Origin of the sequence: Gemmatimonas phototrophica (assembly GCF_000695095.2) — a bacterium.
GTDB lineage: Bacteria > Gemmatimonadota > Gemmatimonadetes > Gemmatimonadales > Gemmatimonadaceae > Gemmatimonas > Gemmatimonas phototrophica.
This window is the reverse complement of sequence record NZ_CP011454.1, coordinates 3,649,405-3,669,643: the sequence shown is the minus strand read 5'-3', so window position 1 is coordinate 3,669,643 and position 20,239 is coordinate 3,649,405. Positions and strand designations below refer to the sequence as shown.

Genomic DNA, 20,239 nt, shown 5'->3' with positions numbered 1-20,239 from the left:
CCGCCTCCGGAACTTGCACACCGGCCGCCAACAGGGGATCCTTCGGCTTCCCTTTTCCCTCCCAACGCCCCTATGGCCCGCTTTACTCCTGTCGCCGTCCTGTCTCTCGCTGCCGGTCTAGGCGCCACCTGGCTCGGTGTGCGCGGCGTGGGCGAGGTACCACCGCTGGGCGCCCTGCTCTCGCCGGCGGTGGGGCTCTGGATCAACACCACCGGTGACCTGCCGGCACAGGCCTCGGCGAACATCCCCGGTCTCACTGACGCGGTGGACATTCGCTACGACACGCGCAGCGTGCCGCACATCTTCGCCAAAACGGATCTGGATGCGGTGCGGGCGCTCGGCTACGTGGTGGCACGCGACCGGCTCTTCCAGCTGGAACTGCAAGCACGGGCCGGCGAGGGGACTCTCACGGAACTCGTCGGTGATGTGGCGTTGCCCGCCGACCAGGAAACGCGACACCTGGGGATGCCGCGATCGGCGGAAGCGCGCATGACGGCCATGGATACCACCGGGATGCTGTACGGCATTCTGCGGGCCTACGCCGATGGGATCAACGCGTATCGGACGTCGCTCTCCACGGCGCAGCTGCCTGTGGAGTACAAGCTGCTGCAGAAGACACCACGCGAGTGGTTGCCGGTGCACTCCATGCATCTGCTGAACCGCATGGGGTACACGCTGGCCCATTCCCCGCTGGAGCTCGATCTGCTGCAGGCACGCGCCCTGGTGGGCGACAGTGCGGCCCGGGCGTTCTGGGATAGCTCGTCGCCGGTGCAGGAGCCCATTCAACCGGCGCCGCGCAGTGCGTCACGTGAGGCACTGGCATCGCTGCCGGCACCCGGTACACCGGACAGTGCCGCCGCGCGCATGGTGGCGGCCCTTGGGGCACAGAGCGGACCGCTGCTCTGGACCCGCGATGCCACGCTCCCGGTCAATCAGCGCGCCGATGTACAGCAAGAGCGGGCCTTTGCCTCCAACAATTGGGCCGTGTCACCCTCGCGCAGTGCCAATGGGTTGGCGCTGCTGGCGGGTGATCCGCACCTGGAGCTCACGCTCCCCAGCATCTGGTACGAAGTCCACCTGGTGGTCCCCGGCGTCATGGACGTGGGCGGGGTGACCATTCCGGGTTTGCCCGGCGTGACCATTGGCTACACGCGCAGCTTTGCCTGGAGCTTTACGAATACCGGCGCCGATGTCATGGACTTCTGGCGCGAAACGGTGAACGATGCGGCGCGCCCCACCACGTATGAACTGGATGGTGCGCAGCAACCGCTCGAGACGCGCGTGGAGCAGTACCGCGACAAGTCCGGGCGCGTGATTGCCACCGACACGGTGTACTTCACCCATCGTGGTCCCATGCGGAAGCAGGGAAGCGAATGGCTCTCCATGCGCTGGACGGTGCTGGAGGCAGGCAGTGAACTGCTGGGCTTCTATCAGGGGATGCGCTCAGCCACGGCCGAAGGGTTCCTCGATTCCCTGGCAACGTATTACCAGGCGCCCGCACAGAACATGATCGTGGCCGATACGGCGGGCACGATTGCGATTCGCAGCACGGGGCGGCACCCCATTCGCGCCAACCGCGGGCGTGGTACGGAGATCCTTGATGGGCGCACTCGCGCCAACGACTGGATGGGCTTCCGCACTATCGCACAATATCCGCAAAGTGTTCGGCCGGCGCAGGGCTATCTCGCCTCCGCCAACCAGGAGCCCATCGATCCGCAGTACGATTCGCTGTATCTGGGCACCGATCCGCACTACGAAATCTGGCGTGCCCTGCAGATCAATCGCTTGCTGCGGGCTGACAGCAGCATGACGCCCGACAAGATGCGGCAGTTTCACACCAACCCCGGCAGTGTACGGGCCGACCGTCTGGCACCGGCGCTGGTCGCGGCAGCCAAGGCGCGCATCGCGCAGGGAGATACGTCGAAGTCGCTGGCTGCGGCGGAAGCGATGTTGTCGGCGTGGGATCGTCGCTACACGCGCGACAATACGGGCGCGCGGCTGTTTGAAACGGCGCTTGGTCGTGTAGTAATGCTGTTGTGGGATGAGTTCATTCCGACCGGCAAGGATGCGGCCCTGGTGCGTCCCTCCGAGTCGCGGTTGCTGCAGCTGGTGGCAGACTCCGGCAGTGCGTGGTGGGATGATCGTCGCACGACCGGCGTGCGAGAAGATCGCGACATGTTGCTCGCGCGCGCGTTGGTAGCCGCGTACGACACGCTGGTGGTGGACTTTGGCGATCCGGCCAAGACACCATGGACGTGGGGCACGGTGTCGCCCGCCAAGCCACGACATCTGTTGCGGCTCGACGGCTTCTCGGCACCCAACATGCCCATTGATGGCGGACGCGGCACGCTCAACCCCTCGGTGGGTTCGCGCTTCGCGAATTTCGGCGCCAGTTGGCGTATGGTGGCCGAGATGGACGCGCAGCCACGCATCATGGGCGTGTACCCCGGCGGGCAGAGTGGCAATCCGGCGAGCCCACGGTATCTCGATCGCCTCGCCATGTGGGGGAACGGACAGCTGGACAGCGTGCGCACACCGCGCACGCCTGCCGACCTGTCGGCGCGCGATCTTCGCGCGACACTCACTCTGACGCGCTGAGGCTCCGCATCATGTCCAAGACTCCGTTGTTCATGACCGCGCTGGTGTTGCAAGTCGCCGCGCAGGCGCTGGGTGGGGTGTGGGGTGCGGCGGTAGGCGGGCTGCTCATCGGGCTCGCCCTCCGTCAGAAAGGCGCCTTCCGCATTGGCTTTGGTGCCGCTGCTGTCGCGGCGGCACTGCTGCTGGGCATGGTGGCCATTCGTGGCGGCAATGTGCTCGGTTTTGCCGGCATGCTCGGCGCGAACTTCAAAGTGCCAGCAACGGTCATCGTGCTGATGACGCTGTTGCTGCCCGCCTTGCAGTCAGGCGGAATAGCAGGAGGAGTCGCGCGGTTACTGCGGAGTGACGCGTAACTGCGACATGTAGAAGCGCGTAGGAGCGTTAGGGGTCATGGGTCAGCAGGTCACCGAGTAACTGCGGAATAGAAGCGAGACACCGCAGTGCCCGCAGTTACTCGGTACCCCGGTAACCCATGACCCATAACGCATTTACAGCAGTTACTGCAGTTAGCGGTTGCCTGCGTCCATCTCTGCCCACACTCGCCGTATGGCTATGGGCGCTTGTTGGTCCGCCAGGAACCACGTGCCCACGTCGCCCCAGTTGGCGCGCTTGGTGGCTTCCTCGAGCGTGAGGCCGAGCGTCTTGAGTCGCTTGCTTTCCGCAATGACGCTGGTGATGGCGTCGCGGAAGGTGATCAGTTCTTCGCGCGAGCGTTTGTCCTTTTCGATGAACCCGTGGCCGGGCACGAAGCGCTTCACGCGCGGCAGGGCGAGCGCCGCGTCCACTGTGCGGGCCCACTCGGTGGGGTAGGCGGAACGCATGGCCGGGAAGACACGATTGAGGAAGGCCTCGCTCATGAAAAGAATCTGCTCCTTGGGCAGATGCACCATGAGGTCACCGCCGGTGTGCGCGCGACCCAGAAACCGTACCACCACCTGTGTGGTACCGAGGTCGATGGTCTGCTCTGATCCGGTCATGGCTGTGGGCGGCACGACAACGGTGCGTCCGGCGGTGGCCGCCGCCGAGTCGCGCTTGAGCTGGGCGAGCGACGTGGGGTGTACCACCCACGTGAGCCCACCGGGGAGCACGTGGTTGCCCGCGGTATGATCGCCATGATCGCTCCCTACCACGTACCACTTGATGGGGAGCGGCGTGATGGTGCGAATGCGGTCGAGCATGGTTTGCGTCGCCGCCGCAGACCCCTGCGCGTCGGCGATGAGCACGCCGTCCTTGCCGAGTACGATCAGACTCACGGTCGTGAAGCCCGGCTGTCGGATTTCCTCGTAGCCGTAGACGTGCTTGGACAGCTTGACGAAGCGTGGGAAGTCTGTAAGCGGTACGCCGCGCAACGCGGGGTCGGCGGTGCGGACCTGCGCAGAGGCGGTCCAGGGGGCAAACACGGAGACGGCGGTGGCGGCCAGGAACAGCATGGAGACCAGCCGGCGGGGCAGGGAATTGACCATGCCCGATTATGGGGGCCAATGCGCTCCTCGGCAAACACCACGGTGGCTCGCGCTCCCTCAACTCTTCAGTCGCACTTGTGACACAGGCTGTCTCGCGCCGGACCGCACCGGCCCCTACAATCCTTGTGCCACGCCCGCCGCCTTCTTCCCGCCCTCACTCCCCCGCTCATGCCCTCCACCGTCACCGGTGAATTTCTCGGCACGTTGATTCTGCTGCTGCTTGGCAACGGCGTCGTAGCCAACGTGCTCCTTACCGATACCAAGGGGCACAGTGGGGGCTTGATTGTGATCACCGCCGGCTGGGCCTTTGCCGTGATGTCCGGCGGCATGGTGGCCGTGGCACTCGGCGCGCCCGGCGAACTCAATCCAGCGGTGTCGATTGCCAACGTGGTGACCGGCGTCTATCCGCTGGCGACGGGGCTGGCGCATGTCGCGGCGCAGATGCTGGGCGCCATGTGCGGGGCCACCCTGGTCTGGTTGCACTATCTGCCGCACTGGGCCCGCACCAAGGATCAGGGGCTCATCCTCGCCAGCTTCTGCAACGCGCCGGCGGTGCGCACCACGGGCCCCAATCTGTTCGCGGAAATCATTGGCACCGCGGTGCTGGTACTCGTGGCCGGCGCCATTGGCGCGCGCGGCGTATTGGGCGCCACGCCGGCCACGAACATAGGGTCGTTCCTGGTGGGCTGTCTGGTGTGGGGCATTGGTCTGTCGTTGGGCGGCCCGACGGGCTATGCCATCAATCCCGCACGCGATCTGGGGCCGCGCATTATGCACGCGCTACTCCCGATTGCCGGGAAGGGCGGGAGCGACTGGGGCTATGCGTGGATTCCGGTGGTGGGGCCGGTGGTGGGGGCTAGTGTGGCAGCGCTGGCATGGGCGCGGCTCACTTGAACTTCGGTTAGGGTTGCCTGCAACTGCGGTTCGGGTTTGGACCTGCCACTGCAGACTTTGGACAGCCACTGCGGTTGTGGACTGCTACTGCAGTTGAGGAACACGGCAGTTTGGGTGTCTAGGAAAGTGCCGCCCGGCTTCGCCGTGGCGGCACGCTTCTGGTGGTTGATGTAACCACCACTGCCGTTGCAGTGAGACAACCACCAAGGGAACGCGCCCGCCCGGCATAGCCGGCGGGCGCTTCCATTTCCACCCAAACTGCCGTGCTCCTCAACCGCAGTGGCTGTCCAGAACTGCTGGTGTCTTCCAAAACCGCAGTGGCAGGTCCATACCCGAACCGCGGTGGCAGTTCAAGAACGCGTTGAACTGACCCAACCTCCGCACATTCGATGACTGTGGAAAGGCCGAGCCGTTGTATGCTCGTACCATGACAGACCACCGCAAACTGAAAGTCTGGCAATTGGCACAACAGGTGGCGGAAATCGTGTGGCGCGAAACCATGTCTTGTGCCCCGGGGCTCTCGATGCACACCGTGAGACAAATTCGCACTTCGTCCGAATCTGTTGGGGCCAACATTGCCGAAGGGAACCGTCGTACGCCCAAGGAGTTCCGACGCTATCTCAATATCGCGTTGGGGAGCGCGAACGAAACAGACAGCCATTTGGTGACGCTCATGAATCGCGGGCTCATCGACTTGCGCATTGCCCTGCAGGTTCGCGACGATCTGGCGACTCTCAAGCGAATGATCATCGCGCTTCAGAAGACACTCCTTTAAGGCCGCGAACTGCCACTGCGGTTCAGGTTTGGACCTGCCACAGCAGTCTTTGGACAGCCACTGCGGTTCTGGACTGCTGCTGCAGTTGAGGAACACGGCAGTTTGGGTGTATGCGGAAGTGCCGCCCGGCTTCGCCGTGGCGGCACGCTTCTGGTGGTTGATGTAACCGCCACTGCCGTTGCAGTGAGACAACCACCAAAGGAATGCGCCCGTTCGGCAAAGCCGACGGGCGCTTCCACACAGACCCCAACTGCGGTGCTCCTCAACTGCAGTGGTGGTCCAAAACTGCAGTGGCAGTCCAGAACCGCAGTGGCAGGTCCAAACCCGAACCGCAGTTGCCGTAAACCCGAACCGCAGTCGCAGTTAGCCCGAACCGCCGTCAACCCATTCCCTTCGAGCGATAACGCGAAAGCCACCCGCTACTCCACGCCCCAAACTCCCCGGCCGCGAGCTGCTCCCGCGCCTTCGCCATCAGCGCCATGAGGAACGTCAGGTTGTGCAACGCCAGCAGGCGTGGTCCCAAAGGCTCTTCGGTCACCATGAGATGCCGCAGATAGGCGCGATCGTATTGCATGCACGCCGGACAGGCGCAGTCGTCGGTGAGCGGGCGCCGGTCGGTGCGGTTGCTGCTCTTTTGAATCTGTACTTTGCCGTCGGAGGTGAACACGGTGCCGTGCCGCCCCATGCGCGTGGGCGCCACGCAATCGAACAGGTCCATGCCACGCGAGACGGCTTCGAGCAGATCGTCCGGAAAGCCCACGCCCATGAGATAGCGGGGTTTGTCGAGCGGGAGCAGTGGCGCGCAGGTGTCGAAGGTGTCGTACATCGCACTCTTCGCTTCACCTACCGATAAGCCGCCCACCGCAATGCCGGCCCAGTCACCGCTCTGCAGAATACCGTTGATGGACGCCGTGCGCAGGTCGGCGTAGGTGCCTCCCTGCACAATGGGAAACAGCGCTTGCGGCGGGGCCACCACATCACGCGTCATATCCTGCGTGGACAAGGCGGGCGCGCCATCCGGCACCGTCAATCCCCTCACTGGCGCCCGCCCGTCGCGATCCAGTCGTTCAAACTCCACCCGACACCGCTCCAGCCAACGCAGGCTGCGCTCCATCGCGCGATACGATGCCCGATGCTCCGAGCCCCCTTCAATGAGCTCGTCCAGCTGCATGATGACATCGGCGCCAATGTTGCGCTCAATCTGCATCACCTTCTCGGGGGTGTACTGGTGCAGCGACCCGTCGATCTTGTTGCGGAACTCCACTCCCTCTTCACTCACCTTGCGGTAGCGCGCCAGCGAAAACACCTGGTAGCCGCCGCTGTCGGTAAGCATGGGGCCTTCCCAGCGCGAAAATGCGTGCAAGCCCCCAAGGGCCCGCACCATCTGATCGCCGGGACGCAAATACAGGTGGTACGCGTTGGCCAGAATCATCTGCGCCCCCGCGTCGCGAATTTCCTGCATCGCCAACCCACGCACCGATGCATGCGTGCCCACCGGCATGAACGCCGGCGTCTCCACCACACCATGTGGCGTGGTGAACCACCCCAGCCGGGCGTGACCGTTGGCGTGACTGGTGCGAAACCCGAACGCCGTCACAACGACGGGTGACGAGTGATGCGGTCCTGCTCCTGCGCCCGACGTTCAGTCTCCTCATCCAGCACCGCCCGGATGGTCCGCAAAATGGGATCGTCCGTCGTGTACTTCGCGCCGTACTCGAGGTTGAACCGGAAATCGAAATCCGCCGGCATCGCCCCCTGATTGTGCTGCAAAATGGTCTCGAGCTTGTCGAGCCCCTTGGCAATGCGCGCCTCCAACGACGCCGCCTGCTCGTATTCATCCCACAACGCCACGATCTCCTCGCGCGTGTGGGGCGGCAGCGGTTCGGTCAGCTGCAACAGGTCGCGGCGCTCCTGCTCGGCCTTGTTGGGCATATCCACCTGCAGCTTGGCAGAGATATCCCCGCCAATGGCTTCGCCCAGGTCGTGCACGATGCAGATGCGCAGCAGCTTGCCCACGTCCACACCGGGAAAGCGCGGCGCAAACACCATGGCCATGAGACAAAGCCGCCACGTATGCTCGGCCACCGTCTCCTGTTTGCCGGTGGAAGTCCACGCCACCCGCGTCGTGTGCTTCAACGCCTCGGCGGCCCGCAAAAAATCCAGAATGCCGAGCAGGTCGGCTGATGGGATGCTCATCCCGAAGATTACTCGTGTCGTACCGGCTGAAGCCACCGCTGCACCGCCGCCGCCCCGCCGTGGCGCACCAGCCAGGCCAGCGCCATGGTGCGGGTGAGCCGACCGGCCAGCAGCGCCAGCGTGAAGACCACGAAGGGCACACCTGCGGCGCCCGACGCGATACTCGTGAGTTTCGTGGACAACGGGCTCATGGTGCTGGCAAAAATGGCCAGCCCTCCCCACTCGGCGAGCCGCTCGCGGTAGGCGTGCAGGTCACTCGGTGACAGGCCCACAAAGCGCGATAGTGGCCCTTCCAGCCACACTAGTGCTTCGGCGCCCACCCAATACAGCACCACGCTGCCAATGAGCGTACCCGCCGTGGCCACCAGCGCCAGCCGGTAGGCCCTCTCGGGGCGAGCGAGGGAGAGCGGCAGGAAAAAGAGGTCGGCGACCCCGGGGAAAATCACCCCCTGCAGCAACCCCCATCCAAAAACCACGCCGTTGGACCAGCCGGCGTCGGCCCACTGTTGCAGGCGGTCATGGAGGCGGCTGAGCGGGCCCGGGGAATGCATGGGACAAAACTAGTGGCCACCGGCTCAGGTGTTGATGGCTGGCACCTTTGAACTGCATTACGAGGACTGGCCCGTGGCAGCGGACAGGGCGTCTGACCGAGGACTGCGACGGCGAGGGCGACGAGCACTCTCCACCTCCGCGAAATCCAAAATCAAAAAATGGACAACCTCTCGGCTTCAGTACGCCGCCCGACTCATACCGGAGCCAGTCCTCGTCTGGACGCCCCGTCCGCCCACTCGGAGCAGTCCTCGTCATGCAGTTCCAGCGGAGCCAGCCGTCTTTGGGCGTTATTTTAGGGAATGAACCGTCTCTCTACCGCCGTGTGCCGCGTACTCGCGACGTCCATCGCGCTGGCCGCCTGCGCCACCACACCCAAACAGGGCCCGCTGCGCTTTGCCCCGCTACAGCTGCCGCCCGGGGTGGCCGACAGCGTGCGCACGGAAATGATCGCGCCGTCGGCTCGGCTCATCACCTTGGTCAATACCGCCGCGCCGTGGCGCGCGTATGTCCTGGAGGTGGATATGACCTGCGGCAGTGTGCGGGCACTCAAGGGAAGCAGCACCGCGGTGGGGCGCACCAGAACCAGTGCCCTGCTGGCCGGGCTGCCCCTGTCGTCGCGCGCCTTTGCCGCCATCAACGCCGATTTCTTCGAGTTTGCGCCGCCGGGCGTGCCCACCAACCTGCATATCGAAGACGGGCTACTTCTGGCTGGCCCGGGGACGCGCCCTGTCGTGGCGTTTGATGGATTGCAGCAGCTGGTTTTTGATTCCGTGCACGCCGAAGGCACGCTGGTGCAGGGCACACGCAGCATTTCGCTGGGGGCCTGGAACCGGCCCGTACGCCGCAGCAATGGCGTGGTGGATGCCCGCTGGGGTGTACCGATCGATACGCTGGTACGTCGCCGCACGTGGCGCCTGGAGCCGGTGGCCAACCGCGCGGGCGCCGCGCGCACCATTGATGGGCGTTACGTGGTGCGTCCGGCCGGTGCCGCCGATACGCTGGTGCGCGGTGATACCGTGCTGCTGCACCTGACACCTCGTGAGGCTGCGGTCACGGTGGGAGACACGGTCACTCTCCGCGTACGCATCATCAGCAGTCGTAACAAAATGGTCCCCCGTGACGCCGTCGGGGGGCGGCCCATGCTGATCGTGGACAGCGTGGTGGTGAACGATGTGGAGACGGAAGGAAACGCCGGTTTTCGTGGCCTCAATCCGCGATCGGCGCTGGGGCTGCACCCGGGGACGAAGCGTTTGTGGCTGGCCGTCATTGACGGACGCAAGCCTGGGGTAACGATGGGGACCACCTTGCGACAGACCGCCGACCTGCTGCGCGCCCTCGGGGCCACACAGGCGCTGAATCTCGACGGCGGCGGTTCGAGTGCGCTGGTGCTGCGCGATTTGACCACCGGGACGGTGCGCGTGGTGAATACGCCCTCTGATCCCACCGAACGGGCCGTAGGCAACGCGTTGGCGGTGCAGGCGTCCTGCAGCCGCCTGTAGTACGGCCATCACCCCTTTCCACTTCGTGCCGCATGACAGACCACATCGCTGACACGCTCCGTATTGCCGGTGCCCAGCTGGCGCCGGTGTGGCTGCACCGCGACGGCACGATTGCCAAAGTCGTGCAGGCAATTGCCGATGCGGCCAAGCAGCAGGTGCAATTGCTCGCCTTTCCCGAGGCGTTCGTGCCCGGCTATCCGTTCTGGATTGAGCATACGGATGGGGCGCGTTTCGACAGCGTGATGCAGAAAACCATGCACGCGCATTATCTCGATCAGGCCGTTCAGATCGAGGCCGGGCATCTTGAGCCGGTGGTGCAGGCGGTCGCCGCGCACGGCATCACCGTGGTGCTGGGCATTATCGAGCGCCCCGCCGATCGTGGCGGGCACAGCGTATTCGCCAGCTGTGTGACCATCACGCCTTCGCAGGGTATCGTGAATGTGCACCGCAAGCTCATGCCCACCTACGAAGAACGCCTCAGCTGGGCGCCGGGTGATGGGCACGGTTTGCGCACCTTCCCCGTGGGACCGTTCACACTGGGCGCTTTGAATTGCTGGGAAAACTGGCTGCCGCTGGCCCGTGCGGCGCTCTACGGGCAGGGCGAGGATCTGCACGTGGCCATCTGGCCCGGGAGTGTGCGCAACACCGAAGCCATTACGCGCTTCCTGGCGCGCGAAGGGCGCTCGTATGTGATGTCGGTGTGCGGCGTGCTACGCCGCGAACATATTGGCGATCACGTGCCGCATGCCGAGCTGCTCCGCGAACGGCTCCCCGAGATCATCAGCGAGGGGGGCACCGCCATTGCGGCTCCCGACGCTTCCTGGCTGGTGGAGCCCACGCCGCACGAGGAACGGTTATTCGTGGTGGATATTGCCCACACCCGCGTGCGCGAGGAGCGACAGAACTTTGATGTGGCGGGCCACTATGGCCGCCCCGACGTGCTGCAGTTGCACGTCAATACCGAGCGGCAGGCGAGTGTGCGGATTCGTTAACGCCGCCGCTGCATGGCCGGTCGCTGGCAATAGTGCTGGGGCTACAGACACTCTCCACCGCCTCTCGATCCGAAAATCAAAAGTGATCGGGCTCGCCGCCGCAGTACGCCGCTTACCCATGCCGGAGCCAGTCCTCGTTTGGACGTCCTGTCCGCCCAAGCCGCGCAGTCCTCGCAATACAGTTCCAACCCAAGCCGGCCGGCAACAACGGTGTTCGTAAACGCCTACGTGCTGAGGGCTTCCCGCAGCGCCTGCCACGGCATGCGCGCGCAGCCGTGACGCCCGGCAAATGGCGCCACGCCACGCAATGGTGCCAACCCATCAGGTAGTGCACCGTCGGCGCCGGTCAGCATCCGCTCCACCTGCTCGGCCAAGGCTACGGCATCACCAACGGACTGCCCCACCGTGGCATCGGTCATCATGCTGGCGGACGCCGTGGCAATGGAGCAGCCACGGCCCGTAAAGGACACATCCACCAGTTCGTCGCCGTCCACGCGTACCATCACGCGAATTTCGTCACCACACACGGGGTTCTTGTGCACTGCGCTCGCCGTCGCGTCGCCCATCTCGCGCCGGTTGTGCGGCGCCCGATGATGGGCGAGCAGAGCGTCCTGGTACATGGCCGCCATTGAGGCGGCACTGGCTTTCCCGCTCATGGCCAGCGACTCAGTCAACGGCGGCAAAAATCTGCTGTGCCGCAACGAGGGCCGTGACCAAGGCCTCGACATCGCTCTCGTCACTGTACACGTAGAAGCTCGCGCGCGCGGTGGCGCTCACCCCGAGTCGACGCATGAGCGGCTGCGCGCAGTGGTGTCCGGCGCGAATGCACACGCCGTGCTGGTCAAGAATGGTGGCCAGATCGTGTGGATGCACATCCGCTACCGAGAAGCTCAGCACACCGCTGCGCTGGGCCACGGCCGGCCCGTACACGGTGAGACCGGGCAACGCCCGCACGGCGGCCTCGGCCTTCTCCAGCAACGACAGCTCATGGGCGCGTACCTGATCCATGCCCAGCGCTTCCAGATACCGTACCGCGGCCGCCAGACCCACGGCATCCGCCGCGTTGGGGGTGCCTGCCTCGAACTTGTGCGGCAGCACGTTCCAGGTGCAGTCGAAGTCATGCACCCATTCAATCATGTCGCCACCAAACTGGTACGGCGGCATCTTTTCGAGAATGGCGCGGCGACCGACCAGACATCCGATCCCCATGGGGCCCAGCAGCTTGTGGCCGCTGAACGCGTAGAAATCGATATCGAGCGTATCAAAGGCAACGGGCAGATGCGGCACTGCCTGCGCGCCATCCACCACAATCACCGCCGCCGAACGCGCGCGAATGATGTGCACCGCCTCGGCCAGGGGCGTAATGGCCCCCACGGCATTGGAGACGTGCGTGATGGCGACCAGTTTGGTGCGGGTGCTCACCACGTCGCGCAACTGATCGAGGTCGATGCTCTGGTGCGCCGTGAGCTCCACAATGCGCAACGTGGCACCAGTCTGCAGCGCCAGTTGCTGCCACGGCACAAAGTTGGCGTGGTGTTCAAGCGCGGTGACCACAATCTCATCGCCCGCCTGCACGTTGGTGCGCCCCCAGCTGGAGGCCACCAGATTCATGGCCTCGGTCGTGCCGCGGGTAAACACCACGCAGTCGCTATCGGCCACCCCAACAAAGCGGGCAATCGTGGCGCGCGCGTCGTGGTAGAGATCGGTGGCCTTCGCGCTCAGGGCGTAGGCGCCCCGATGCGGATTGGCATTGGCCGTTTCGTAGAAATCCCGAATGGCGTTCAGCACGGCCGCCGGCTTCTGCGACGTGGCCGCGGAGTCGAGGTAGTGCAACCCGGGGGTGGCCGCCAGGAGCGGAAAGTCGGAGCGGGGGGCGAGGCTGTGGCGCATTGGTTCGTGTACCTGAGTTGAACTGATCAGTTCCGGGTTCTGAGTTCGGGTTACGAGTTCTGGGTGCATCCCTTGAACGCACATCTCAAACACACAACCCACGACTGATCAGTTACTGTTGCTGCTGTCGATACCCGTGGCCGCTGCCGGCCCCACGAGCACAATCCCATTGACCTGCATGACCGGATACGTCGCAATGGCATCGCCTTCGGCGGGGCCCTGTGAGCACTGCCCGGTGCGCAGGTCGAAACGGGCACCGTGCCACGGACACTCGAGATGTCCTGCCACCACGTCGCCACCGGACAGCGGAAAATCGCGGTGCGGACAGCGGTCTTCGACCGCGAACACCTCGCCATGGAGTCGCACGAGGCAGATCCGTCGACCATCGACCAGCGTGACCGCCAGCGGAATATCGGTGGGTACGTCGTCGGCGCGGGCGACCTGTTCCCAGGTGCCCGTCGACGTGGAACTCCCCTCGTGGCTCATTCCGTACTGACGGGCGCCAGCACGCCTTCGCTTTCCAGCGCGGCCTTGAGCGTGTGCCACGATAGCGAGGCACACTTCACGCGCACCGGAAACCGGGACACGCCGCTAAAGACCACCAGCTGGCCGAGGTCCTTCCCGCCCTCCGGATCCTGGCCCAACACGAGCGCATGGAAGCGCAGAAAAAGCGCCTCGACATCAGCCCGCGACTTCCCCTTCACCGCCGCCGTCATGAGCGACGCCGACGCCTTGGAAATGGCGCAGCCGTGGCCCGTGAACTTCACGTCGGTGATGACGTCCTGCTCGACCACCAGCGCCACATGCACTTCGTCTCCACACAACGGATTCTTGCCGTCGGCGTGACGATTGGCCCCCGCCAGCTCACCGAAATTGCGCGGCTTGCGGTTGTGGTCGAGGATGACGGATTGGTAGAGCTCCTGGAGGTCGGTCATGGCGTTTCAAGCTGAAGACTGAAAACTTCGACTGAGAGCTGATGACTCCGACTGAAAACTGAAAGCTCGACGGCCCTGAAAGTTCTCAGTGGTCAGTCAGAGATTTCAGTCGTCAGTTGGAGTTGTCAGTTGTCAGTTGCTCAGTGATGCGCACTGCCCGTGAACCGCTCCACGGTCAGCGTCTCGAGCGCTTCAACGATCACCGGGTTGTCGATCGTTTCCAGCACGTCGGCGGCAAAGGCATACATGAGCAGCTGCTTGGCGAGCGTCTTGCCCACCCCGCGGCTCTTGAGATAGAACAGTGCCGTTTCGTCCATGCGCCCCACGGTCGCCCCGTGCGTGCACTTCACATCGTCGGCAAAGATCTCGAGCTGCGGTTTGGTGTCGATCTGCGCCTTTTCGGACAGCAGCAGCGTGTGGTTGGTCTGCTTGCCGTCGGTCTTCTGGGCTTCGGGGTGCACATACACCTTGCCGTTGAAGACACCGTGCGCGCTGTCGTCGATCAACCCCTTGTAGGCTTCGCGGCTGAAGCAATTCTCCTTCACATGCTCCACGCGCGTCTGGTGATCGCCGTGCTGCTCGCCGTCCAGCATGTAGAGGCCGTTGATCGTGCAGCCGCATCCCTCGCCGTCCAGCACCGTGTACACATTGCTGCGCGACAGGTTGGCGCCGGTCTGAAAGGTGAACGTGAGGAAATGGCTGTCGCGACCCTGGCGCGCTTCCACCGTGCCCACATGGTTGGCCTGGCGTGACTCGCGCTGAATGCGAATGACCTGCAGCGTGGCCCCGTCTTCCACGAACGCTTCCACTACCGCGTTGGTGAAATACGGGACGTCGGCCACACTCACGTAGCTCTCCACCACCGACGCCTTGGCGTGACGCTCCACCACCATGACGTGGCGCGGGTGGCTCATGATGTTGGCCCCCTGTTCGTCCATGACATGCAGGAGGTGGATGGGATGCTCGATCACCATCTCCTTGGCCACGTGAATGAACGTACCTTCGCCGGCGAACGCCGCATTCAGCGCCGTGAAACCGTCGCGGGTGGCGGGCGCAATCGTCCCGAGGTACTTGCCCAGCAACTCGGGCTCTTCCGCCGAGGCCGTAGCCATGTCCAGCACCCGGATCCCGGCCGGCAGGGTGTTGAGCGTGGACAGGTCCGGGGCGAAGCGGCCATTCACAAACACGACCAGCGGCCAGTCGGCGCCAAAGGTGAAAGGCGCCAGCGCGTCGGCGCTGATGGCACCCACCGGGCTGTCGATGGCCGGCAGATACTGCCCCGACGAAATGGCCGACACGTTGGTGTAGTGCCAGTCTTCGTTGCGCGTGGTGGGGAAGCCCAGCGTCTGAAACGCGGCGCTGCCTTCTGCACGCAATGCCTTGATGGAGCCGGGCGCGTTGGCGGCGGACGCCTCGACGGCCTGCTCAGCGAAACGGAGTCCCGTGGTCACGCCACCGTCTCCAGAATCCAGTCGTAGCCACGCGCTTCGAGCTCGAGCGCCAGCGACTTGTCACCACTCTTGATGATGCGGCCACCGGCCAGCACGTGCACGAAGTCGGGCACGATGTAGTTGAGCAGGCGCTGGTAGTGCGTCACCACGATGGCGGCGTTGTCCGGGCGCTTGAGCGCATTGACGCCCTCGGCCACGATGCGCAGCGCGTCGATGTCGAGCCCGGAGTCTGTCTCGTCAAGAATGGCCAGCATGGGCTGCAGCACGGCCATCTGCAGAATTTCGTTCCGCTTCTTTTCACCACCCGAGAAGCCCGCGTTTACCGAGCGGCTCAGCATGGCCGGATCCATATCCACCAACTTGAGCTTCTCTTCCACGAGGTCGAGGAACTCCATGGGATCCACTTCTTCCAGACCCTTGGCCTTCCGGATCTCGTTGTAGGCGGCACGCAGGAAGTACGCGTTCGTCACGCCCGGGATTTCCACGGGATACTGGAACGCCAGAAACACGCCGTTCTGGGCGCGCACTTCGGCATCCATCTCCAGGAGGTTTTCGCCGTTGTACAGCACCTCGCCGCCGGTGATCTCATAGGCCGGATGGCCGGCCAGCACCTGCGCAAGCGTGCTCTTGCCCGAGCCGTTGGGGCCCATGACCGCATGCACTTCGCCGGCGTTGACGGTGAGCGAAATACCCTTGAGGATTGGCTTGCCGTCGATGGAAGCCTGCAGGTCGGTGATCTGGAGCATATATCGTGAACGGAAAGTGAAGTGTGTAGGCGGAGTAGTGGTGAGTTTTCAGTTTGAGTTTTCAGTTGTCAGTTCGAGTTCTCAGTTGTCAGTTCAACTGATTACTGGTAACTCGAACTGATAACTGACAACCCCAACTGAACACTGAAAACTTCTGCGACGATCAGGCGGGCTTTACCCCACCGACCCCTCAAGCGTGATGCCCAGCAGCTGCTGCGCTTCGAGCGCGAACTCCATGGGCAGCTCCTTGAACACTTCCTTGCAGAAGCCGCTCACAATCATCGACACGGCCTGCTCGGCGTCGAGACCGCGCGCCTTGAGATAGAAGATCTGGTCTTCACCGATCTTCGACGTGGACGCCTCGTGCTCCAGCGTGGCGCTGTTGTTCCCCACCTCCACGTACGGGAAGGTGTGCGCACCGCAGGCGTTCCCCACCAGCATCGAGTCGCACTGCGTGTAGTTGCGCGCGCCCTCCGCCTTGGGCAGGATCTGCACCTTGCCGCGATAGCTGTTCTGCCCCTTCATGGCACTGATGCCCTTGGAGACAATCGTGGACTTCGTGTTGCGCCCGATGTGGATCATCTTCGTGCCGGTGTCGGCCTGCTGCATCTTGCTGGCCACGGCCACCGAGTAGAACTCGCCGACGCTGTTGTCGCCCTGCAGAATCACGCTGGGATATTTCCACGTGATGGCGGAGCCGGTTTCCACCTGCGTCCACGACACCTTGGCGTTGGTCATCGCCTTGGCGCGCTTGGTGACGAAGTTGTAAATGCCACCAAGACCATTTTCGTCGCCGGCGTACCAGTTCTGCACGGTGCTGTACTTCACGGTGGCGTTGTCGAGGGCCACGATTTCCACGACGGCGGCGTGCAGCTGATTGGTGTCGCGCTTGGGCGCGGTACACCCTTCGAGATAGCTCACGTGCGAGCCCTCGTCCGCCACAATGAGCGTGCGCTCAAACTGTCCCGTTTCCGCCGCATTGATGCGGAAATAGGTGGACAGTTCCATGGGGCACTTCACCCCCTTGGGGATGTAGCAGAACGAGCCGTCGGAAAAGACCGCGCTGTTGAGCGCCGCAAAGAAATTGTCGCTGTACGGCACCACGGAGCCCAGGTACTTCTTGATGAGTTCCGGATGCTCGCGCACCGCTTCACCGAACGACATGAAGACGATGCCGTGCTTGCCCAGCTCTTCCTTGTAGGTGGTGCCCACCGACACGGAATCGAACACCGCGTCAACGGCCACGTTGTTGAGGCGCTTCTGCTCGGTGAGGGAGATGCCGAGCTTCTTGTACGTCTCGAGCAGCGTGGGGTCCACCTCGTCGAGGGAGCCGAGGGGCTTGGACGTCTTGGGCGCGCTATAGTACGACGCGGCCTGATAGTCGATGGGGGGATAATTGACGTTGGCCCAATGCGGCTCCTTCATGGTCTGCCAGCGACGGAACGCCTTGAGGCGCCAGTCGAGCAGCCATTCCGGCTCCTGCTTCTTGGCCGAAATGAAGCGGACCGTGTCTTCGGTCAGCCCGGGCGGCAGCGTATCGGACTCGATGTCCGTGCTGAAGCCGTACTGGTACTCGCGATTGACCAGTTGCTCGATGGTCGAACTCATGCCTGCTCCTGTTTCACCGTCGAAAGGTGACCTGACACGCCGTATTCACAGTGACCGCAGCCGCCCAGCCGGTGCGCACTGCGCACCAGCGGAACACCCAGCAGCCGTTCAACGAACTTTGCTTCCACTGCGCAGGCCTCGGGAAAGCGCTCGGCGATTTCCCGGACTGCACAGTTATGAATGCGCAGAGTGAGCGTGGGAGTTGCCTCAATTTCCGAGAGCATGTCCACACCACCCGCGTCCTGCTCCACCGCACGCTCAACACGCACGGCTTCGGCCATATAACCCTTGGCGGTCAACAGCTCCGCGACCAGCGGCACCCGCTCATCCAACGGCAGCGCCTCGAGCACCGGTCCGGCCTCATCGGCCAGGCGGCGCCATTCGGCCTCCAGCACGGCTTCCACTGCCTGATCGCCGGTCTGGGACCGCAGGGCGTCGAGGGCATTGGCAAGCACCTGGACGTACGAGCGGGGGAAGAGTGCCTCACCTGCCGGCGTCAACGAAAAGGCGTAGACCGGTGCCCCCACCCCGCGCACATCGCGCTGGTAGCGTACCAGACCATCCTCCTCGAGGGCCTTCAAGTGGCGGCGGAGGGCGTTGGCCGTGAGGCCGAACTGCTCGCCAAGCTCCTGAGCCGTCAGTGGTTGCGCTTTTTTGAGCGCCACCAGCAACTCGGCTCGAACCCCCCGAAACCCACCCAGTGCCCCGACGACGTCCTCCATGCCGACAGTATAACTCGGCTTTATGGTGTTCGTCAACGAAACTGTTCACTAATCGGAGATGGTGGTGTTGGTGATCAAGACTTCATGTGGTCGACTCAACCAAACAGTGGCAGCTTTGTGGTGGTAAGGGGCGAAAGGATCAGCGGTTCAGCGGAATTCCTTCGCCACTCGTACCCGAATCATGCGATCCGACTGTTTCGCGTATCGCGGTCCCGGTGTACTGTATGCCGAGTGCGTCGGCAGTCCGTCACGTCCGGTCCCCCGCGGTGTTCATTCGTGTGACAGGACGTGTGCCTGCCAATGGTGGCCGCGACACACGTCTCCCCATTTCCCGAGGGTGCTGCGGTAGTGCGTCTGTCCGTTTCAGTAGCCATCGTCGTATTGCTGCTTGGATTGTTCGCCCTGGCGCGTGCAAGCCGGTTGAATCGTGCGTCCATCGAGCGCGACGGCCTGTCGCGTTTCCGCGATGCGTTCCGGGGGCGATTCCCGGAGATCCTGTTGGCGCAGGTTTACGGGTACCTCGCCGAACGGCATGGGGCGCAGGAGCCGCACTACATCGTGAATCCGCAGGACGATCTCCAGCGCGAGTACGGTCTGGTGGATCTCGACCTCGAAGACGCCGTGCTGGTGATTGCCGACCGCGCCGGCGCCCGCCTGCCGCGGGCCCACGAACTCGACGGCCTCAAGACCGCCGTCCGCAGCGTCGAGGATCTGCTCCACTTCCTGGAGCCGTATTTCCGCCCGGAAGTGGTTAAGGGGTGACGGTCGGCGCGAACCGCTTGATCAGCCTGAACCGCTTGAACGGCGTGAACAGCACCACGGATAGGAAGAGATGGGTCACGGATTGAACGCGGATCAAGCAGGGTGTATCCGTGTGCACTCCGTGACCCATCAGTTTTTATCCGTGGTGCTGTTTCGTCGTTTTTTACCAGTATGGCTCTTTGGTGTTTTATTACTGTCTTCTGCGTGTTCGAGAAACAGGCCAGAAGTTCAACCGGCACCCGTTGCCGAACCAACGGCACCAGCGGTTCGGGCGCCGCTTGGCCCGGTACCCACCCACGCCGGACCGCGTGGTGCGGCCGTAACCGATGAGGATCTGGCGCGGCTGTGGGAGCGCCAGCTGATGGTGCCGGTGGAGGGGTTCACCCCCCGCATGCTGCGCGACAACTACACGGCCGGCCGCGGGGCGGGGAAGATTCACGGGGCGCTCGACATCCTGGCCCCCCGCTCCACGCCGGTGCTGGCGGCGGCGGACCACGTCATTGGGCGGCTGTTCGAGGGCCCGGTGGGCGGGATTGTCATTTACGCCTATGACGAGGACGGGCAGTTCGTGTATTACTATGCCCACCTGGAACGGTACCGCCGAGGGTTGGCCATCGGGGACCGAGTCGCCAAGGGATCGGTGATTGGCTACGTTGGAACCACGGGGAACGCACCACCGAACGCCCCGCATCTGCATTTTCAGGTGATGAAACGGGGGCGCGGGCGCGCCTGGTGGGACGGGCCCCCGATCAATCCGTATTCGTTTTTCGCACTCGACGGGGTTCGTCCATGAGTATGACCGGCAAGGAGCGCGCGGAACTGCGCTCCGAGGCACATCATCTTGATGTGCTCGTGCACATTGGCCACGCGGGGCTCACGCCGACGCTCCTGACGAGCCTCGACGACGTGCTGCGCACCAAGGAGCTGGTCAAGGTGCAGGTGGCCAAGGCCGGGGAGCTCACGGCCAAGGAGGCCGCCAACGAAGCCGCCGAGCAGATGGGCGCTGAAGTGGTGCAGGTCATTGGCCGAACCTTCACCCTGTACCGGGAAAACCCGGAGCTCAAGAAGAAAGGCGACCTACCCCCGTGGCGCCGCTGAGTAGTTCGGCACCTTTCCCGCTTGTCGCACGTTCCCCCCGTAGTATCTTCCCGACTTC

Annotated in this window: 21 protein-coding genes; 9 read left to right on the top strand and 12 right to left on the bottom strand. The window is 63.9% G+C overall.

Translation table 11 applies throughout. The features are described 5' to 3' along the window. Positions 1-72 precede the first annotated feature (72 nt). Both GEMMAAP_RS15525 and GEMMAAP_RS15520 read left to right on the top strand, forming a co-directional pair. Positions 73-2,598, top strand: a complete 2,526-nt coding sequence (locus GEMMAAP_RS15525) for a penicillin acylase family protein (RefSeq protein ID WP_026848473.1) — start codon at positions 73-75, stop codon at positions 2,596-2,598. A gap of 11 nt (positions 2,599-2,609) precedes the next feature. Beyond that, a complete protein-coding gene (locus tag GEMMAAP_RS15520) occupies positions 2,610-2,951 on the top strand; it encodes a hypothetical protein (protein WP_043579410.1) in 342 nt (113 codons plus the stop codon). Between the two features lie 153 nt (positions 2,952-3,104). Here the strand turns inward: GEMMAAP_RS15520 and GEMMAAP_RS15515 are convergent, their stop codons facing one another. Continuing rightward, the gene (locus GEMMAAP_RS15515; protein WP_026848475.1) at positions 3,105-4,061 is read right to left on the bottom strand and encodes an MBL fold metallo-hydrolase; all 957 of its coding nucleotides are present in this window, start codon (positions 4,059-4,061) and stop codon (positions 3,105-3,107) included. A gap of 168 nt (positions 4,062-4,229) precedes the next feature. Here GEMMAAP_RS15515 and GEMMAAP_RS15510 point away from each other — a divergent pair, with 168 nt between their 5' ends. Together GEMMAAP_RS15510 and GEMMAAP_RS15505 are read left to right on the top strand one after the other, a co-directional pair. Then, positions 4,230-4,955, top strand: a complete 726-nt coding sequence (locus tag GEMMAAP_RS15510) for an MIP/aquaporin family protein (RefSeq protein ID WP_026848476.1) — start codon at positions 4,230-4,232, stop codon at positions 4,953-4,955. A gap of 427 nt (positions 4,956-5,382) precedes the next feature. Further along, positions 5,383-5,730 carry a four helix bundle protein gene (locus GEMMAAP_RS15505; RefSeq protein WP_053333656.1) on the top strand — a complete coding sequence of 116 codons (348 nt, stop codon included), beginning with the start codon at positions 5,383-5,385 and terminating at the stop codon, positions 5,728-5,730. A 379-nt stretch (positions 5,731-6,109) separates the two neighbouring features. Here the strand turns inward: GEMMAAP_RS15505 and GEMMAAP_RS15500 are convergent, their stop codons facing one another. The 3 genes from GEMMAAP_RS15500 to GEMMAAP_RS15490 are packed head-to-tail and all read right to left on the bottom strand — an operon-like array spanning position 6,110 to position 8,477. Further along, on the bottom strand, positions 6,110-7,327 hold the full coding sequence (locus GEMMAAP_RS15500; RefSeq protein WP_043579412.1) for a tRNA guanosine(34) transglycosylase Tgt: 1,218 nt from the start codon (positions 7,325-7,327) through the stop codon (positions 6,110-6,112). Then, positions 7,324-7,926, bottom strand: a complete 603-nt coding sequence (locus GEMMAAP_RS15495) for an HD domain-containing protein (RefSeq protein WP_043579414.1) — start codon at positions 7,924-7,926, stop codon at positions 7,324-7,326. The genes GEMMAAP_RS15500 and GEMMAAP_RS15495 overlap by 4 nt, the downstream gene beginning before the upstream one ends. A gap of 8 nt (positions 7,927-7,934) precedes the next feature. After that, positions 7,935-8,477 carry a YqaA family protein gene (locus tag GEMMAAP_RS15490; protein WP_043579416.1) on the bottom strand — a complete coding sequence of 181 codons (543 nt, stop codon included), beginning with the start codon at positions 8,475-8,477 and terminating at the stop codon, positions 7,935-7,937. 300 nt (positions 8,478-8,777) lie between these two features. Here GEMMAAP_RS15490 and GEMMAAP_RS15485 point away from each other — a divergent pair, with 300 nt between their 5' ends. Continuing rightward, complete coding sequence (locus GEMMAAP_RS15485; protein ID WP_026848478.1) at positions 8,778-9,977, top strand: phosphodiester glycosidase family protein; 1,200 nt, start codon at positions 8,778-8,780, stop codon at positions 9,975-9,977. Between the two features lie 32 nt (positions 9,978-10,009). Further along, positions 10,010-10,969 (top strand): carbon-nitrogen hydrolase family protein, encoded by a 960-nt coding sequence (locus GEMMAAP_RS15480; RefSeq protein WP_043579418.1) that lies wholly within the window; start codon positions 10,010-10,012, stop codon positions 10,967-10,969. 224 nt (positions 10,970-11,193) lie between these two features. Here the strand turns inward: GEMMAAP_RS15480 and sufU (GEMMAAP_RS15475) are convergent, their stop codons facing one another. The 8 genes from sufU (GEMMAAP_RS15475) to GEMMAAP_RS15440 all read right to left on the bottom strand — a co-directional run bounded on the left by sufU (GEMMAAP_RS15475) (position 11,194) and on the right by GEMMAAP_RS15440 (position 18,321). Next, positions 11,194-11,643, bottom strand: a complete 450-nt coding sequence (gene sufU / locus GEMMAAP_RS15475; RefSeq protein ID WP_158514889.1) for a Fe-S cluster assembly sulfur transfer protein SufU — start codon at positions 11,641-11,643, stop codon at positions 11,194-11,196. Then, positions 11,636-12,859: an aminotransferase class V-fold PLP-dependent enzyme gene (locus tag GEMMAAP_RS15470; RefSeq protein WP_026848481.1), complete on the bottom strand. Its 1,224-nt coding sequence runs from the start codon at positions 12,857-12,859 to the stop codon at positions 11,636-11,638. Before GEMMAAP_RS15470 ends, sufU (GEMMAAP_RS15475) begins: the two co-directional genes overlap by 8 nt. A 108-nt stretch (positions 12,860-12,967) precedes the next feature. Continuing rightward, complete coding sequence (locus GEMMAAP_RS15465) at positions 12,968-13,345, bottom strand: Rieske (2Fe-2S) protein (RefSeq protein WP_053333657.1); 378 nt, start codon at positions 13,343-13,345, stop codon at positions 12,968-12,970. Then, positions 13,342-13,794, bottom strand: a complete 453-nt coding sequence (sufU, locus tag GEMMAAP_RS15460) for a Fe-S cluster assembly sulfur transfer protein SufU (protein ID WP_026848482.1) — start codon at positions 13,792-13,794, stop codon at positions 13,342-13,344. Before sufU (GEMMAAP_RS15460) ends, GEMMAAP_RS15465 begins: the two co-directional genes overlap by 4 nt. 140 nt (positions 13,795-13,934) lie before the next feature. Next, entirely contained in the window at positions 13,935-15,245 is a 1,311-nt protein-coding gene (sufD, locus tag GEMMAAP_RS15455) for a Fe-S cluster assembly protein SufD (protein ID WP_026848483.1), read from the bottom strand. After that, positions 15,242-15,991: a Fe-S cluster assembly ATPase SufC gene (sufC, locus tag GEMMAAP_RS15450; protein ID WP_026848484.1), complete on the bottom strand. Its 750-nt coding sequence runs from the start codon at positions 15,989-15,991 to the stop codon at positions 15,242-15,244. Before sufC ends, sufD begins: the two co-directional genes overlap by 4 nt. A gap of 174 nt (positions 15,992-16,165) precedes the next feature. Beyond that, positions 16,166-17,599, bottom strand: a complete 1,434-nt coding sequence (sufB, locus tag GEMMAAP_RS15445) for a Fe-S cluster assembly protein SufB (RefSeq protein WP_026848485.1) — start codon at positions 17,597-17,599, stop codon at positions 16,166-16,168. After that, the gene (locus GEMMAAP_RS15440; protein WP_053333658.1) at positions 17,596-18,321 is read right to left on the bottom strand and encodes a helix-turn-helix transcriptional regulator; all 726 of its coding nucleotides are present in this window, start codon (positions 18,319-18,321) and stop codon (positions 17,596-17,598) included. The genes sufB and GEMMAAP_RS15440 overlap by 4 nt, the downstream gene beginning before the upstream one ends. 348 nt (positions 18,322-18,669) lie before the next feature. Between GEMMAAP_RS15440 and GEMMAAP_RS15435 the strand changes: the two genes are divergently transcribed. The 3 genes from GEMMAAP_RS15435 to GEMMAAP_RS15425 all read left to right on the top strand — a co-directional run bounded on the left by GEMMAAP_RS15435 (position 18,670) and on the right by GEMMAAP_RS15425 (position 20,181). Further along, positions 18,670-19,083, top strand: coding sequence for a hypothetical protein (locus GEMMAAP_RS15435; protein ID WP_026848486.1), 414 nt, complete (start codon positions 18,670-18,672; stop codon positions 19,081-19,083). Between the two features lie 361 nt (positions 19,084-19,444). Continuing rightward, the gene (locus GEMMAAP_RS20645) at positions 19,445-19,876 is read left to right on the top strand and encodes a M23 family metallopeptidase (protein WP_053333659.1); all 432 of its coding nucleotides are present in this window, start codon (positions 19,445-19,447) and stop codon (positions 19,874-19,876) included. Continuing rightward, positions 19,873-20,181 carry a YhbY family RNA-binding protein gene (locus GEMMAAP_RS15425; RefSeq protein WP_026848487.1) on the top strand — a complete coding sequence of 103 codons (309 nt, stop codon included), beginning with the start codon at positions 19,873-19,875 and terminating at the stop codon, positions 20,179-20,181. The genes GEMMAAP_RS20645 and GEMMAAP_RS15425 overlap by 4 nt, the downstream gene beginning before the upstream one ends. Positions 20,182-20,239: the final 58 nt, after the last annotated feature.

Coding starts and splice junctions, on each gene's coding strand:
- GEMMAAP_RS15525 (WP_026848473.1), top strand. CDS start 73: ATGGCCCGCTTTACTCCTGTCGCCGTCCTGTCTCTCGCTGCCGGTCTA.
- GEMMAAP_RS15520 (WP_043579410.1), top strand. CDS start 2,610: ATGTCCAAGACTCCGTTGTTCATGACCGCGCTGGTGTTGCAAGTCGCC.
- GEMMAAP_RS15515 (WP_026848475.1), bottom strand. CDS start 4,061: ATGGTCAATTCCCTGCCCCGCCGGCTGGTCTCCATGCTGTTCCTGGCC.
- GEMMAAP_RS15510 (WP_026848476.1), top strand. CDS start 4,230: ATGCCCTCCACCGTCACCGGTGAATTTCTCGGCACGTTGATTCTGCTG.
- GEMMAAP_RS15505 (WP_053333656.1), top strand. CDS start 5,383: ATGACAGACCACCGCAAACTGAAAGTCTGGCAATTGGCACAACAGGTG.
- GEMMAAP_RS15495 (WP_043579414.1), bottom strand. CDS start 7,926: ATGAGCATCCCATCAGCCGACCTGCTCGGCATTCTGGATTTTTTGCGG.
- GEMMAAP_RS15490 (WP_043579416.1), bottom strand. CDS start 8,477: ATGCATTCCCCGGGCCCGCTCAGCCGCCTCCATGACCGCCTGCAACAG.
- GEMMAAP_RS15485 (WP_026848478.1), top strand. CDS start 8,778: ATGAACCGTCTCTCTACCGCCGTGTGCCGCGTACTCGCGACGTCCATC.
- GEMMAAP_RS15480 (WP_043579418.1), top strand. CDS start 10,010: ATGACAGACCACATCGCTGACACGCTCCGTATTGCCGGTGCCCAGCTG.
- GEMMAAP_RS15470 (WP_026848481.1), bottom strand. CDS start 12,859: ATGCGCCACAGCCTCGCCCCCCGCTCCGACTTTCCGCTCCTGGCGGCC.
- GEMMAAP_RS15465 (WP_053333657.1), bottom strand. CDS start 13,345: ATGAGCCACGAGGGGAGTTCCACGTCGACGGGCACCTGGGAACAGGTC.
- sufU (WP_026848482.1), bottom strand. CDS start 13,794: ATGACCGACCTCCAGGAGCTCTACCAATCCGTCATCCTCGACCACAAC.
- sufC (WP_026848484.1), bottom strand. CDS start 15,991: ATGCTCCAGATCACCGACCTGCAGGCTTCCATCGACGGCAAGCCAATC.
- sufB (WP_026848485.1), bottom strand. CDS start 17,599: ATGAGTTCGACCATCGAGCAACTGGTCAATCGCGAGTACCAGTACGGC.
- GEMMAAP_RS15440 (WP_053333658.1), bottom strand. CDS start 18,321: ATGGAGGACGTCGTCGGGGCACTGGGTGGGTTTCGGGGGGTTCGAGCC.
- GEMMAAP_RS20645 (WP_053333659.1), top strand. CDS start 19,445: ATGGTGCCGGTGGAGGGGTTCACCCCCCGCATGCTGCGCGACAACTAC.
- GEMMAAP_RS15425 (WP_026848487.1), top strand. CDS start 19,873: ATGAGTATGACCGGCAAGGAGCGCGCGGAACTGCGCTCCGAGGCACAT.